Source organism: Neptunitalea lumnitzerae (assembly GCF_027924185.1).
In the GTDB taxonomy this organism is placed as follows: Bacteria; Bacteroidota; Bacteroidia; order Flavobacteriales; family Flavobacteriaceae; genus Neptunitalea; species Neptunitalea lumnitzerae.
In genome coordinates, this window is the sequence record NZ_BRVO01000002.1 from 854,393 (window position 1) to 869,076 (window position 14,684).

Consider the following 14,684-nt stretch of genomic DNA (forward strand, 5'->3'; position numbering starts at 1 on the left):
GTTACCTTTGCATAAATTTATATGCAATGGGTACGTTTGAAGATTTAAATCTCACCAAATTTTTACATAATGCAATAGAAGACTTAGGGTATACTACCCCTACTCCTATTCAAGAAGAAGCTTTTCCGGTAATACTATCGGGTAAAGATATTGTTGGTATTGCCCAAACAGGAACGGGTAAAACATTTGCCTACTTACTTCCTTTATTAAGAGAACTTAAATTCTCTAAACAACAAGCCCCACGTATTTTAATTTTAGTACCTACCAGAGAATTGGTTGTTCAGGTAGTAGAAGCTATTGAAAAGCTTACCGCTTATATGAATGTGCGTATTGCTGGCGTATATGGTGGTGTTAACATGAATACCCATATAGCATTAGTTCAAGAAGGACAAGATATTATTGTTGCTACTCCAGGACGTTTATATGATTTAGCTATTAGCAGAATGCTCAGCTTAAAATCTATTCAGAAACTAGTGATAGATGAGGTAGATGTAATGTTAGACTTAGGTTTTAGATTTCAACTAATGAATATCTTTGATTTACTTCCAGAAAGACGTCAAAATATTATGTTCTCTGCTACTATGACTACAGAAGTAGATGATTTAATTACCGACTTTTTCATGTTTCCTGAAAAAATATCGGTAGCCGCTTCTGGTACTCCACTAGAAAACATTGAACAAACCCGTTACGAAGTACCAAACTTCTATACCAAAATAAATTTAATAGCCGATCTACTAAAAGATAAACAAACGTTTTCTAAGGTGGTTATCTTTTCTCCAGACAAAAAGAAAGCTGATATTCTTTTTGAAAAATTAGAAGACATCTTTATGGGGCAATGTGCTATTATTCACTCTAATAAAACACAAAACTACCGTTTAAGAGCTATTGAAGATTTTGACAATGCTAAGAAACGTATTTTGGTGGCAAGTGATATTATTGCACGTGGTTTAGATTTTGAAGAACTATCACATGTAATTAGTATAGATGTACCGGAATACCCTGAAAATTATATCCATAGAATTGGTAGAACTGGTAGGGCTGAAAAAGAAGGTAAATCTATTTTACTATCTACCCCAAAAGAAGTGGAATATGTGGAGGCTATAGAAGATTTAATGCAGAAGAAGATTAACTTTATAGAAACGCCTGAGTATATAGAAATAAACGAGCAGCTATTACCAGAAGAACGAACAAAGGTAAGAGAACGTAATAACCCTATTAGAGTTGATGAAGAAGAAAGAGGGCCTGCTTTTCATGAAAAGAAAGAGAAAAATAAGAAAGTAAATCAGGGAGGTTCTTACCGAAGAGAACTAGCTAAAAAATATAAAAAGCCTAAAACAAGAGGTGATAAAAATGCTAATAAAAAGAAAAGGAGACGCTAAGGTCTCCTTTTTTATTTCCACAATTTAGAGGTTAAGCATTTTTTATAATACGTTAATCCAAGAATCATTTAACATGAAAAACAAAAAACAAAGCGCGTAAAAAACTATATTATGGATGCATAACAAATAAATGCTGCTATAAAAAAAATTACGCTTTTGTTTTTATTTATTAGTTGTTTTAGCCTTAGCTATGCGCAACTAGATGACTTGATAATTTGTGATGACTATCCGTATCAAGATATTGGTACATTTAACCTTACCATTAACAATGATATCTTTTTGTCTGGAGACAATCCTAATGATTACAGCATTACCTATTACACCAGTTTTACTGATGCAGATACAGGTGTTAATTTCATATACGACCCTACCGCCTACATGAATGAAACGAACCCACAAACCATTTATGCAAGAAAAGAAGAAAATAGCTCAGGTATTTATGAGGTACAATTATTCTCAATTATCGTAAATCAAGCTCCACAAATGGATATACACGATGCTGTTGTTTGTTCAGATGCATTTCCGTATCAAATCAATACAGTTGTAGATAACGGAAACTATTCTTATGAATGGTATTGGGGAGATTATATACAGAGTGAAACCTCAAGTACATTGCTAGCGCAAATACCCGGACATTATTCTGTAGTTATGACAGATAACATCACTGGTTGTAGCAGAACGTTTAATTCATGGGTGTATTCTATAAATTGTGACCTGCCTGATTTAACAGTATGTGACGATGATATAGCCGATGGTATTGCGCTATTTGATTTAACTGACAATGAAACGTTACTACTAAACGGAAATTTACCTACATCACTAAACATATCTTACTATGCTACAGAAAATGATGCTATGGCAGCAGTAAATGTTTTACCTACAAGCTATTATAATGTTATTCCATACATTCAAACAATTTACGTAAGAACAGAGTCATTAAATAACGAATTTAATGTTACCACATTTGACTTAATTGTTAACCCTAGCCCATTCATAACTTTTGCAGGTGCTCCGTTTATTTGTAATGATGGTACCGCTACCAACCTAGAAGTAAATTTACCAGAAACAGACTATACTTTTGAATGGTATCAAGAAGGTACTACATTACCACAAACAACTGCTTCTTTAGATATTTATACTCCAGGTAATTATTCGGTAATTGTAACTAACAATAGTAATTGCCAGTCTCAATATGATTTTGTGATTGAACAAATTGATTGTCAAGACTCTGATAATGATGGAATACCAGATGTTATTGAAGATTTAAATGGCAATGGAAATCTAGATGACGATGATACCGATGGTGATTCTATTGCCAACTATTTAGATGACGATGATTATAATGACGGTGTACTAACCATTAATGAAGATTATAATAATAATAGTTATCCAGGTGATGACGATACCAATAATAACGGACTTAGAGACTATTTAGAAGCTGCTGTAGCATTAGATATAAACAGTGTTGCAACTGCTGGTTTTGAAATATACCCTAACCCTGCTACCACATTGGTTACCATTACATCTAAAACACCTATAGATGCGGTAACTGTTTATACTCTAAACGGTAAAATAATAGAATTACCGATTATTAAAACGTCTAACAAAACAAGCCGCATTAATGTAAATAGCCTACAAAGCGGTTTATATATTATAAAAGTAACGGCAGGAGGTACCGCTACCAACCAAAAACTATTAGTAAAATAATACTAGAGAATAACTTAAAAAAAGGCATCATAAAGATGCCTTTTTTTTATGCTAAAGATGCTAAGAACTGTTGCAAACTTTCCTGATGCATTTTTTTGAAGTTGTCTTCAGTAATACCCTTTTCAGGAGAAAAATGCTCATTATATTGTGGTAAAGAAAACGTTGTAATAATTTCTGCTCCAAAAAAAGGTAGTATTAACTTAACTGCTTCTAAAGATCTTTTACCGCCTAATTTACCATTAGAAGTACTCATTAAAAATACTTTCTTACCTTCTAAAAATTTGGCATTAAAACGAGACATCCAGTCTATCAAATTTTTAAAATAGGCAGACATAGTACCATTATGCTCATTTACAGAGATTATTAAACCATCTGCTTGTTTTATATAATTAATTAACTCTACTAATGAGTTTTTAAAACCTTCTGTACGTTCAATATCTTCACTATATATGGGAAAAGCAATTCCACTCATATCAAGTGCATCTACCTCTGCCTCTTCTATTAATGAAGCCGTATATTTTATTAACTGGTAGTTGATAGATTTTGAAGAATTACTTCCTGCAAAAGCAATTATTTTTTTCATTTTTTACTAATTTTATTTAAAGATATACGTTATTAGGCTTATATCTACAATAACTATAGTAAATTACCGATTTTATATTAGACCGTTTATCTTATGAAGATTCCAAAAAAGCTTTCAATTTCTAACAAGTACCTTACTGTAACTATTAAAACAGAAGGTGCAGAAATTTGTAGCATTACAGACCAAAATGGCACCGAATATATGTGGGATGCAAACCCTGATGTTTGGAGTAGCCATGCTCCTGTTCTATTCCCTATAATAGGCAGCTTAAAAGACAAGCATTTTACCTACGAAGGAAAAAAATATTATACCCCAAAGCATGGGTTTATTAGACACAACGAAAACTTAAAAGTAGAAGATCATTCAGATAGTGCTATTAGTTTTAGATATACTTACTCTGAAGACACCTTAGCTATCTATCCGTTTAAGTTTGATTTTACTGTTACTTTTTCATTAGAAGAGAAAACACTAAAAGTATATCACGCAGTTAAAAACTTGGGTGATGAAACCATGTTATTCTCTTTAGGAGGACACCCAGCCTTTAAATGCCCTTTAACCGATGCTGAAAATTACGATGATTACCTACTTTCTTTTGAAACTGAAGAAACTTGTGATACGCATTTATTAGACAAAGAAGGATTGCAGTCTGGTAAAACAGCTCCGTTACTTCAAAATGATAAAATACTAAGGCTACAGCACGACCTTTTTAAAGATGATGCACTGATTTTAAAAGATCTTGTGTCTAGAAAAGTAAGTTTGTGCCATGAAACCAAAGGAGAAGTAATTACCGTAATTTTTGATGACTTTAATTATTTAGGTGTTTGGGCAAAACCATCAGGGGATTTTGTTTGTATAGAGCCCTGGTTAGGTGTTACAGATGCCTCTGATACTGATGGAGATTTTACCAAAAAGGAGGGGAATCTACAATTAGAGCCTCAGAAAGAATATGAAGCTAGTTATTACATTCAGATTCATTAAAATATAAAAGCCGAAAGAAACAAACTTCTTTCGGCTTTCTGTATTTAAAATAAAATAAGCTTATAATACTTTAGCTCTTCTATTGGCTTTGATAAAAGAGACATCATAACCTGCAAACTTCTTCATATAAAACTTAATAGAAGTTCCGTTTGCATCTCTAAAAACATTTCTACCTGAAGATTTTAAAAACTTCTTCACATTACCAGCTCCTCCTAAATGAGCCGCTGCTAAAATACCAGATTCGGTTACGTTAACTCCGTTTATGGTTTTTCCTGCGTACTTGCTAATTTCTTTTCGCAGTATAGCCTTGTTACGAGACATATACGCAATAAGTACTTTTTCTTGAAGTTCAGGATCGTTTAAGAACTTTTGAGTATCATAAATACCAAACGCCTTTAACGTATTTCTACCAAATTGATACTTACCTAGATAACCTAACTGATTGGTTACGAAATAATTTCCTCGAGATTCCTTATACCCTAAAGCTTCTTTAAAACCTGTAAAAGACTTTCCTGTATAAGGAGGTTTTATAATTTCCAAGTCCTCTAAATCAGCAAGAGGTTTTGGATGAACAATCTTAATGGCTAAAGAATCGTCTATTACTTTTTGAACTTTAACCAATGGTTTTCTATATGTTTGGGTTCTGCTAGAACTGTATCCAAAATATAAAAACCCTACAAATACTAATGACAGAATAATTTTAACTGCATTCTTTTTCATTCAATTTAATTTCTCTGAATGTTGTCAAAAACATGACCGAAAAACATTGAAAAACTCTCAATTTCTCCACTCAGAAATTTGGGCGACAAATGTACGCCCTTTTTAGTTAACTGAAAAACAACTAGTTAAAATTGTATTAATAATGAAGATACTCTTATTTTATCCATAAAATCGTGCAATAGGCACCAGAACTATGATAAAATAACATGTATTTGAATAAATTATTAAATAATCATCAATTTAAAAACAAAAATTAGTACCTCTTAACACTTGAAACCTTAAGAAAAACACTAAAAATTTAACACTTATTAACATGATTAACAAGCAGTTAACCATTAAAAAACACCATAATTTTAGTAATTCTGGCGGGCAACCCACTTATGATAAAGAGCCGCATTTGCGTTATGTTGAGATAAAGTTTTAGCAAATTTATGATAGCCAAAATTACTTACATCTGCCACAAAAAAGTAATAATCATGATGCTCATAATTTAATACCGCATCTATAGAAGATATGTCTGGCATAGCAATTGGCCCCGGAGGTATTCCTGCAGCATAATATGTATTATACGGAGATGTAGCAGTTACTTCCTTATGCTTATTTAAAACACGCTTAATAACAAAATCATCATCCCCTACTTTTTGTCGGTATGCATAAATTACAGTTGGGTCTGCCTCTAAAAGCCAATTAGACTTTACTCTATTCATATACACACCAGCTACACGCTTGCGCTCACTTACTTTTGCTGTTTCCTTCTGCACAATAGCAGCCAAAGAAATTACCTGCATGGGTGTTATTCCCAATTCTTTAGCCTTACTAACACGTTCTTCATTCCAAAAGTTATGGTACTCTTTTAACATTCTTTCTCTAAACTGGCTTGCAGAAGTATTCCAGAAAAACTCATACGTGTTTGGTATATACATGGCAATAGCAGTTTCTTCTGTAAAGTTATTTTCTGCCAAAAACGTACTATCTGTCATTGCTTCTAATAACTCTAAACTATCAGCCTCTATCTGTACCGCTATTCTACCCGCAAGTTTTTCTACCGTATCTTGGTTGTTAAAAGTAACTCTAATAGGAATATTATTAACGCGCAGCGTATTCACTATATCATTATTAGTCATCCCTTTTTTAATAATATAGAACCCCGCTTTTACATTTTCGCTATAACCTTTTCTATTAGCTACCTGTACAAAACCATCTAAATCTGTTAGTAACACAGACAGTTGCTCTTTTACATCATCAAAAGTATCTCCAGATTCAATATACAAATGAGCTTCCTTATTGTTAAAACTAGTGTTAGGGGTAAAAAGTATGTTATAAATTCTGTAGACAAAAATTCCACCGGCTATAACACCAAGTATAGCAACAATTGCAATAAGTTTTTTTAAGTTCATGAGTTTATTTTCTGAAAAAGTAATTCGTTTTTATAAGTTCCGTCAATTAATGTCCAATCGGTTTTAATACCCGATAATTTAAACCCTAACTTTTCAAATAAGCTTATACTAGGCTTATTATCTTCGGAAATATTTGCGTAAATCTGATGTAAGTTCAATTTTTTAAAGCAGTAAGTAACCACCAAGTTAAGAGCTTCTGCCCCAAAACCCTTACCCCGCTTGGTTTTCTTTACAATAATACCAACCCCAGCTTTTAGATTTTTAGGATCAAAATCAAAAATATCTACAAAACCGCACAATTCTTCTTTGCCTGTAACAATAGCTAAGCGCAATTGCTTTACGTCAAAAATATCTCTATGGCTATTTTCAAGATATTGTTTCAATATAAATTTAGAGTAAGGCGTAATAGTTTCACTAACCTCCCAAACGTTTTCATCATTTTCTATTTCATACAGAAAATCTAAGTCTTCGGGCTCTAGGGCTCTTAAATAACAATATGTTCCTTTAAGTGTTAGCATTCTATTTCTCCTTCAAAAACAAAAGTTGCTTTTCCTTTTAAAAATATATTCTTATATGTAGTACCATCTTGCTCAAAACTAACCGTAAGGGTACCTCCTGGGGTTTCTAAATTTACAGCATTCTTAGTAGTTTGTTGGTTAGCATACATTGCCAGTGCCACTGCTGTAACCCCTGTTCCGCAAGAAAGCGTTTCATCCTCTACTCCGCGCTCGTAGGTACGAACTGCAAATGTGTCATCTGACATTTTTTCAACGAAATTCACATTAGTTCCTTCTTCAAAATAAGGGCTTCCATTTCGTATAGCTTTCCCATTAGAAAAAACATCATACTCCGTTAAGTTAGCTACCAACTGAACATGGTGTGGAGATCCTGTATTTAAAAACGTATGCGTTTCTTCAATATTAACAGCATCCACATCAATCATTTGTAAACTTACCACATCATCAGCTACCTCTGCATAGTGCAATCCGTCAATAGCATTAAAAGTAGCGTTATTATTAATAACCCCTAATTTATTTGCAAAAGCCACCAAGCATCTACCTCCATTACCACACATGGTACTCTCATTTCCATCAGAATTAAAATATACCATTTTAAAATCGGTAGTAGCATCTTCTTCTAATAGAATTAAACCATCAGCTCCTATTCCAAATTTTCTATCACAAAGCCTTTTCACTAAGCTTGTATTAGTAACTGGAAAAGTTTTAGAACGGTTATCAACCATCACAAAATCGTTTCCTGTACCCTGATATTTATAAAACTTCAACTTCATTTTTCTATGTTAGTATTGCAAATATACATTTTTTAATAGGCAAAATCCTCTGTTAAAATGTGGTTAAAGTTAAGTTTCGAAAATAATTATGGAATAATTTTAGGTAATGTTTTTACAGAAATATTTAAAATAATAAAAAAGAATATTAATTAATAACAAAGAAAAGCAAAATGAAAAAGTATTTTAGTCTGTTGATTGTTGCTATCTTAGGAGGTGTAATTACACTAGCCTCTTATAAACTATTTTTAGAAAAACCTTATGTGGTAAGTGAAATGTCTAATGCTAACGCTGCACAAACTTTTACCACCAGTTTTAATAATCCGCCGGCAATTGCTATGGATGATGAAGGCTTTACCAATGCTGCCAATAAAACCGTTCATGCGGTAGTGCACGTTAAAAACACTTCTATAGCTACACGTCCAAATTCTGTTTTCGATTTCTTTTACGGATCTAATGGAGGACAACAAAGAGAACAAGTTGGTACAGGTTCTGGAGTTATTATTACATCTGATGGGTATATTGTAACCAATAATCACGTAATTGAAAATGCCTCTAAACTTGAGGTTACACTAAACAATAATAAAACTTATGCAGCTACTCTAGTAGGTACTGACCCAAATACGGATATAGCACTTTTAAAAGTAGATGCCGATGAAAAATTACCTTATTTAGCATTTGGCGACTCTGATACTGCTAAAATTGGAGAATGGGTATTAGCTGTTGGTAACCCTTTTAATTTAACTTCTACCGTTACTGCTGGTATTATTAGTGCCAAAGCAAGAGATTTGAATCCGTACGATGATAAAATTCAATCATTTATTCAAACCGATGCTGCTGTAAATCCAGGAAACAGTGGAGGTGCTTTGGTTAATACTGCCGGAGATTTAATTGGTATTAACACTGCTATTACCTCACAAACGGGTAACTATGTTGGGTACTCATTTGCAGTACCTAGTAACATTGCTAAAAAAATAGTTGATGACTTATTGGAATTTGGTAACGTACAAAAAGGAATTTTAGGAATTTCAGGTGGCGGCTTAAACTCTAGCATTGCTAAAGAAATTGGAATTGACGATACTGAAGGGGTATACGTAGCAGGTGTAGAAGAAGGTTCAGGAGCAGCTAAGGCTGGATTAAAAGAGGGAGATATTATTAAGAAAATTGATAATAAAACCATCAAAAACTTTGCAGACCTTACAGGGTATTTAACTTCTAAAAGACCAGGAGACGATGTAAATGTTACTTATAGTAGAGAGGGTGACTTAAAAACTTCTAAAGTTACACTTACTAAAAACGAAAGCTACTCTATTGCAGGATTAGGCCTTACCGTTAAAAATTTATCAAAAGAAGATAAGAAGAAATTTGACACCGATTATGGGGTTAAAATAACCAAAGAAGGAGCTTACTATAGCAATAGTAATCTTCAATTAGAAGGTAAGATTCTTTTAAGTATTAACAATATAAAATTAAATACGGTAGATGATGTAAAAGCCGCTTTAGCAAGTGGATCTCAGTACAATGGTAATGTACTTATAGTACTCAACCAAGATGGTGAAAAAGAAAGATATTTTCTACAATAAAAATAATATAAACACATTATTTAGAAAGGAGTTGTATAAAAAACAACTCCTTTTTTTGTACCTTTACGTTAGTAAAACCTAATCAATAAACAATGAAAAATATTCTACTATTAGCAATTGCTTTAATCAGCAGTTGCAGTTATTTACACGCCCAAACAGAATTTGTAGAGGGTTATATTATAACAACTGATTCTGTTAAAACTGAATGCCTAATTAAAAATAACGACTGGAAATTTTCTCCTAAAGACTTTAAATATAAACTTTCAGAAAATGGAGAAGTTTTGTCTGGAAATTTAGAAAACGTTATAGTATTTGCAGATAACGCTAATACTTTTAAATACATAAAACAAACCGTTGATATTGACTATTCTAGTAATTTTGTTTCTTCCTACAGTAAACAACGCCATCCGGAATATAAAAATGAAACCGTTTTCTTAAAAGAAATATTATCAGGCAACGCTAGTCTATATGCTTTTTATGATGCTGGTATTAATAATTACTACTATCAAATTAAAGATGTTCAGGAAACCATAACCCCGCTCGTTTTTAAATTTTACCAAACTGAAAATTTTAAAATAGGTAAAAACGAGCATTACAAACAACAATTACTCAATCAACTTAAATGCGAGGAAATTAGTTTAAGAGATATTGAAAATTTGTCTTATAAAGAAGATGAATTGGTAGACATATTTAACACCTATAATTATTGTGGTAAAGAAAAAACAGTAGAAAACAACAAAACAACCACTAGAACTACCAGAAAAGGAGAAATTAATACCAAAATAAAACTAGGTGTTAACTTTACTTCCCTTGCTATTTCTCATGAATCGTATTCACATTACCATACAGAGTTTGACACTAAAGCAAATTTTCGTGGTGGTGTAGAATTAGAATATGTTATACCCTTTAATAATAATAAATGGTCCATTTTTCTAGAGCCAACGTACCAATCTTATAGTAATGAAAAAACACACCATGCACCTTATTATGATATTGATTATACCGTAGATTATAGCTCTATAGAACTTCCTATAGGTGTTAGACACTATATGTACCTTAATGATAAGAATGCCTTTTTTATAGATGCTTGCTACTATGCTTTTGATTTTTTGATAAATGATGAATTTAAAATGTCTAACAGAACAGATTATAATGAATTATCTTCTCGTTCTAACTTTGGTTTTGGTGTAGGATATAAATATGATAAGTTCAGTATTCAACTAAAATATAATACCGATAGAGATATATTAGAAAGTTATACCTTATGGACTGCAGACTACAGCTCTACCGCAATTATTTTAGGATATACTATTTTATAAGATACTTTTAAACTAAAAAGACTCCCAATTGGGAGCCTTTTTTATAACTAGTTTTTCCAAATAGATAAACTCTAAAAATCTATAAGTAAAACAAATTATTAATCATCTTTCACTTTGATTAGCTAATTTAGCAGTACATGATGTTAATATATAATTAAAATGTTCAACATCGGTTCCATTAAGTTTTAAAATTCCAGTAACAGAAACAACTTTATCTGTTTTAAACAATGGTTTATTAGTAAACTCAAGCTCTATTGCCGTTTCTGGACCTCCTACCCCACAGAAAAAACAAGCAGACATGGGAGTTTTTGAAAGAATATATACGTTCTCTTCAGGAGCTATATTTAAAAAATATCCCGTTATAATTATCTGTTTACCTTCCAATTCTTTTACAACTTCCTCAAACTTTGGTGTTAAATAATATTCATCATATTCCGAGTAGTATTCTTCACTAAATGTAATATGTGATAAATCTTTCCATGTAACTATTTTTTGTGCGTAAGACAACTGTATTCCTACCACAAAAAATATGAATATAATTAAATGCTTATTATAACTCATGATTTAATACTTTAGAAATTTTAATTTTTGATAATGGAATAATACTAACTAAAACCGCGATAAATAAAACACCTAGCAATAAAAAAACTATTTTAAAAAACTGAAGGTATGGCATATCAAACGAAAGCCCTTGCAAATAATCATCTTTTAAAATCATAGTAACCAAAAGCACAATAATTTGTGATATTAAAGTACCTAAAGTAATTGCTATAGTTATTAAAATAATACCTTCATAAAAAACCATTTTTAGCAATTCTGAAGTTTTAGCACCATACGTACGTAGTAATGCTAAATCAAATACACGTTCCGAAATCATTTTAAATAAACTCAACAACAATGTAAAACATGATAGACTAAGTATGAGGTAAGCTATATAACTGATGATAGTTACTCCTACACCAGTATAATTATATAGTTTTTCTAATTCATATTTAGGCAATGCAGCCTGCATATTAGTGGTTTCATTAATTTTACGAGGAATGGTTAACAAACCCGTTGGAGACCTAAAAACAACCAACAAAGCAGTTATTTCTTTCTCAATATGTTCATTTTTATCTTCATGCTTATGTTCATGATGAATTTCTCCTTTTTCTTCATGATGATGCATCTCCCAAACACTTTCTAACGGCGTTATTACCAACCTATCTAATACTGTTTCTGTGGCTTGATACACACCTGTTACAACCAAATCTTTATCATGTAAATGCCCACCAGTAACAACTCCATGAGAACTTTTAAAGGTATCACCTACCTTTAAAAGTTCCTTTTTTGCTATTGCATTTCCTACAGCTACCTCAAAAGGCTTTATAGGTTTACGACCTTCTACTATCTCTCCATGAAATAAGGAGGCATAGGCATCTGTAGTACCTACAACTCTAAATCCATTATAATTATCTCCATAGGATATAGGTACCGCTTTTTCTATTAACCTATTCCTTCCTATTTTTTCCGCTTCTTGATACGAAATATTTCCAATAGGATTATCAATTTGTAAAAGAGAAGCCATCACTAATTGCAACGGACTTCCCTTTGCTCCAACAACAAGATCTACACCACTTAATCCTTTATTAAATTGACTTTTAAAAGACATATTCAACTCTTCTACTCCTAACAAAAGCGCAAAACCAACAGCCAAGAAAAGTACACTTAAAACAAAATTTAAAGGTTTGTGTTTGATATTATCAATACTTATTTTCCAAACATTCATCATAACATCAATACTTTAGAAAACTTTGAAACAATTCTCTTATCATGAGTAATCACAACTAAATTTGCTTGATGCCTTTGAGCCTCTTTTAAAAGTAGATTCATTACATTTTCGCAATTTTCATCATCAAGGCTAGATGTAGGCTCATCTGCTAAAATAAGTTTAGGGTTATGAATAATAGCCATAGCGATACCTAATCTTTGGAGCTGGCCCGTACTTAATGTTTGTATACTCTTATCTTTATAATCTAAAAGATCTAAAGTGGTAAGCACTTCATTTATTCTTTTATAGTTAATAGGTTTTCTACTAAAGAAAAGTCGAGCTTGCAAATTTTTAGCTACTGTGAGCGATTTAAGCGCATGGTTTCTTTGAAAAACAAGTCCTATGTGCTCTCCCCTAAAAGCATCTAGCTTTTTTTGTGATAAATCTTCAATTCTAGTAGAGTTGATACATATAGAACCGGTCTTTATCGGTAATAATCCGGCTAGTAGATGTAATAATGTTGTCTTACCAATACCAGATTTCCCTACTATAAGTAGATGCTCCTTAGCTTTAAGGTTAATATTAGGAAATTTAAATACCTCATCTTTACTATCATAACCAAAAGTAATGTCTAATGTCTGAATCATGTGTTTATCGGGTATAATTAATTATAAGTTACTATAGGCCAAGAATCTTCTTCTAGAATCCCACCATTTTCAAACATCTTCACTTCTAAATCGGTTAATAAACAATCATTTAGTTTTTCAATTATTTTATTTTTTTGCAAATATTGACCAATAAATACTAATTCTATTTTTCGATCTCCAAATACCGAATCCCAATTAGCCTCTATAGCTTGTTGATTTTCTAAAAATGGAGCATAATTTATTCGTCTATTAAACGGCATAGATGCCCACCATACACCAGCACTATCTGCTTTACAAGATCCTCCAGCAGAACTCCAAATAAGTGCTTGATCTGGTCTTGACGCCATCCAAAATAATCCCTTACTTCTAATTACATTTCTTGGAAATTCTTGATTTATGAAATCCATAAATCTATCTGGATGAAAGGGGCGCCTACTATTAAAAACAAAAGAACTTATACCATATTCTTCTGTTTCAGGAGTATGTTCATGTTCTAGCTCATTTATCCAACCGGCAGAACGCTCTGCCTTCTCATAGTCAAACAATCCAGTATTCACAACGCTTTCAATGGGCACATTACTATGTTGGGTAGGTAATATAAGAGCATCTGCATTTAACTTTTGAAGTATTGCATACAACTCTTTCAACTGTTCTTCTGTAATTAAATCAACCTTATTTAAAACAATAACATTGGCAAACTCTACTTGATCGGTTAATAAATTTACAATTGTTCTATTGTCATCTGGTATATCTGTAAGATCACGGGTAGCTAGATAGTCGGAACTAGAAAAGTCTTTTAAAAAATTAAGCGCATCTACTACCGTTACCATGGTATCAATATAACTAAAAGAGCTTAAATCAATTGTTCCGTCTGCACTTTCAAAAGAGAAAGTTTGTGCTACAGGTATAGGCTCACTAATACCAGTACTTTCTATAAGTAAATAATCAAATCTGTCTTGCTTAGCTAACTTCTCTACTTCAATCATCAAGTCTTCTCTAAGCGTACAACAAATACAACCATTACTCATTTCTACTAATTTTTCGTCTGTCCGAGATAATATATGCTCATTTTCTACCAGTTGGGAATCAATATTTACTTCACTCATATCATTTACAATAACTGCAACCTTAAGCCCTTTTTTATTGTGTAATATATGATTGAGTAATGTGGTTTTTCCTGCTCCTAAAAATCCACTAAGTACAGTAACGGGAAGCTTTTTCATTTTAAGTTTGTTTTACATGCTATTCTTTAAAACAATAAAATAATGACTCATTTTATTGCAACTACAATGCAAATATAACAAACTATCTATTAATGCAACTAAGTTGCTTT

14 protein-coding genes are annotated in these 14,684 nt (G+C 32.1%); 5 read left to right on the forward strand and 9 right to left on the reverse strand.

What is annotated here, in order from left to right:
- Positions 1 to 26: 26 nt before the first annotated feature.
- Both Y10_RS10970 and Y10_RS10975 read left to right on the forward strand, forming a co-directional pair.
- The gene (locus Y10_RS10970) at positions 27 to 1,379 is read left to right on the forward strand and encodes a DEAD/DEAH box helicase (RefSeq protein ID WP_281765433.1); all 1,353 of its coding nucleotides are present in this window, start codon (positions 27 to 29) and stop codon (positions 1,377 to 1,379) included.
- Between the two features lie 156 nt (positions 1,380 to 1,535).
- Positions 1,536 to 3,086, forward strand: coding sequence for a T9SS type A sorting domain-containing protein (locus tag Y10_RS10975; RefSeq protein WP_281765434.1), 1,551 nt, complete (start codon positions 1,536 to 1,538; stop codon positions 3,084 to 3,086).
- Between the two features lie 46 nt (positions 3,087 to 3,132).
- Here the strand turns inward: Y10_RS10975 and Y10_RS10980 are convergent, their stop codons facing one another.
- Positions 3,133 to 3,669 carry an NADPH-dependent FMN reductase gene (locus Y10_RS10980; protein ID WP_281765435.1) on the reverse strand — a complete coding sequence of 179 codons (537 nt, stop codon included), beginning with the start codon at positions 3,667 to 3,669 and terminating at the stop codon, positions 3,133 to 3,135.
- A 93-nt stretch (positions 3,670 to 3,762) separates the two neighbouring features.
- Here Y10_RS10980 and Y10_RS10985 point away from each other — a divergent pair, with 93 nt between their 5' ends.
- Entirely contained in the window at positions 3,763 to 4,647 is an 885-nt protein-coding gene (locus Y10_RS10985; RefSeq protein ID WP_281765436.1) for an aldose 1-epimerase family protein, read from the forward strand.
- A gap of 60 nt (positions 4,648 to 4,707) precedes the next feature.
- Here the strand turns inward: Y10_RS10985 and Y10_RS10990 are convergent, their stop codons facing one another.
- The 4 genes from Y10_RS10990 to dapF form a co-directional block, all read right to left on the reverse strand.
- Complete coding sequence (locus Y10_RS10990; protein WP_281765437.1) at positions 4,708 to 5,367, reverse strand: peptidoglycan-binding protein LysM; 660 nt, start codon at positions 5,365 to 5,367, stop codon at positions 4,708 to 4,710.
- A 353-nt stretch (positions 5,368 to 5,720) separates the two neighbouring features.
- Positions 5,721 to 6,764 (reverse strand): endolytic transglycosylase MltG, encoded by a 1,044-nt coding sequence (mltG, locus tag Y10_RS10995; protein WP_281765438.1) that lies wholly within the window; start codon positions 6,762 to 6,764, stop codon positions 5,721 to 5,723.
- Positions 6,761 to 7,282 carry a GNAT family N-acetyltransferase gene (locus Y10_RS11000; RefSeq protein WP_281765439.1) on the reverse strand — a complete coding sequence of 174 codons (522 nt, stop codon included), beginning with the start codon at positions 7,280 to 7,282 and terminating at the stop codon, positions 6,761 to 6,763. The genes mltG and Y10_RS11000 overlap by 4 nt, the downstream gene beginning before the upstream one ends.
- Entirely contained in the window at positions 7,276 to 8,055 is a 780-nt protein-coding gene (gene dapF / locus Y10_RS11005) for a diaminopimelate epimerase (RefSeq protein WP_281765440.1), read from the reverse strand. The genes Y10_RS11000 and dapF overlap by 7 nt, the downstream gene beginning before the upstream one ends.
- A gap of 170 nt (positions 8,056 to 8,225) precedes the next feature.
- On the opposite strand from dapF, the gene Y10_RS11010 reads away from it, so the two are divergent.
- Together Y10_RS11010 and Y10_RS11015 are read left to right on the forward strand one after the other, a co-directional pair.
- The gene (locus tag Y10_RS11010; RefSeq protein ID WP_281765441.1) at positions 8,226 to 9,635 is read left to right on the forward strand and encodes a Do family serine endopeptidase; all 1,410 of its coding nucleotides are present in this window, start codon (positions 8,226 to 8,228) and stop codon (positions 9,633 to 9,635) included.
- A gap of 92 nt (positions 9,636 to 9,727) precedes the next feature.
- Positions 9,728 to 10,954 carry a tRNA modification GTPase gene (locus Y10_RS11015; protein ID WP_281765442.1) on the forward strand — a complete coding sequence of 409 codons (1,227 nt, stop codon included), beginning with the start codon at positions 9,728 to 9,730 and terminating at the stop codon, positions 10,952 to 10,954.
- Positions 10,955 to 11,056: 102 nt separating this feature from the next.
- Here the strand turns inward: Y10_RS11015 and Y10_RS11020 are convergent, their stop codons facing one another.
- The 4 genes from Y10_RS11020 to Y10_RS11035 are packed head-to-tail and all read right to left on the reverse strand — an operon-like array spanning position 11,057 to position 14,574.
- On the reverse strand, positions 11,057 to 11,515 hold the full coding sequence (locus Y10_RS11020; RefSeq protein ID WP_281765443.1) for a hypothetical protein: 459 nt from the start codon (positions 11,513 to 11,515) through the stop codon (positions 11,057 to 11,059).
- On the reverse strand, positions 11,505 to 12,725 hold the full coding sequence (locus tag Y10_RS11025) for an ABC transporter permease (protein ID WP_281765444.1): 1,221 nt from the start codon (positions 12,723 to 12,725) through the stop codon (positions 11,505 to 11,507). Before Y10_RS11025 ends, Y10_RS11020 begins: the two co-directional genes overlap by 11 nt.
- Positions 12,722 to 13,351, reverse strand: coding sequence for an ABC transporter ATP-binding protein (locus Y10_RS11030; protein ID WP_281765445.1), 630 nt, complete (start codon positions 13,349 to 13,351; stop codon positions 12,722 to 12,724). The genes Y10_RS11025 and Y10_RS11030 overlap by 4 nt, the downstream gene beginning before the upstream one ends.
- 17 nt (positions 13,352 to 13,368) lie before the next feature.
- A complete protein-coding gene (locus Y10_RS11035; protein ID WP_281765446.1) occupies positions 13,369 to 14,574 on the reverse strand; it encodes a GTP-binding protein in 1,206 nt (401 codons plus the stop codon).
- Positions 14,575 to 14,684 lie beyond the last annotated feature (110 nt).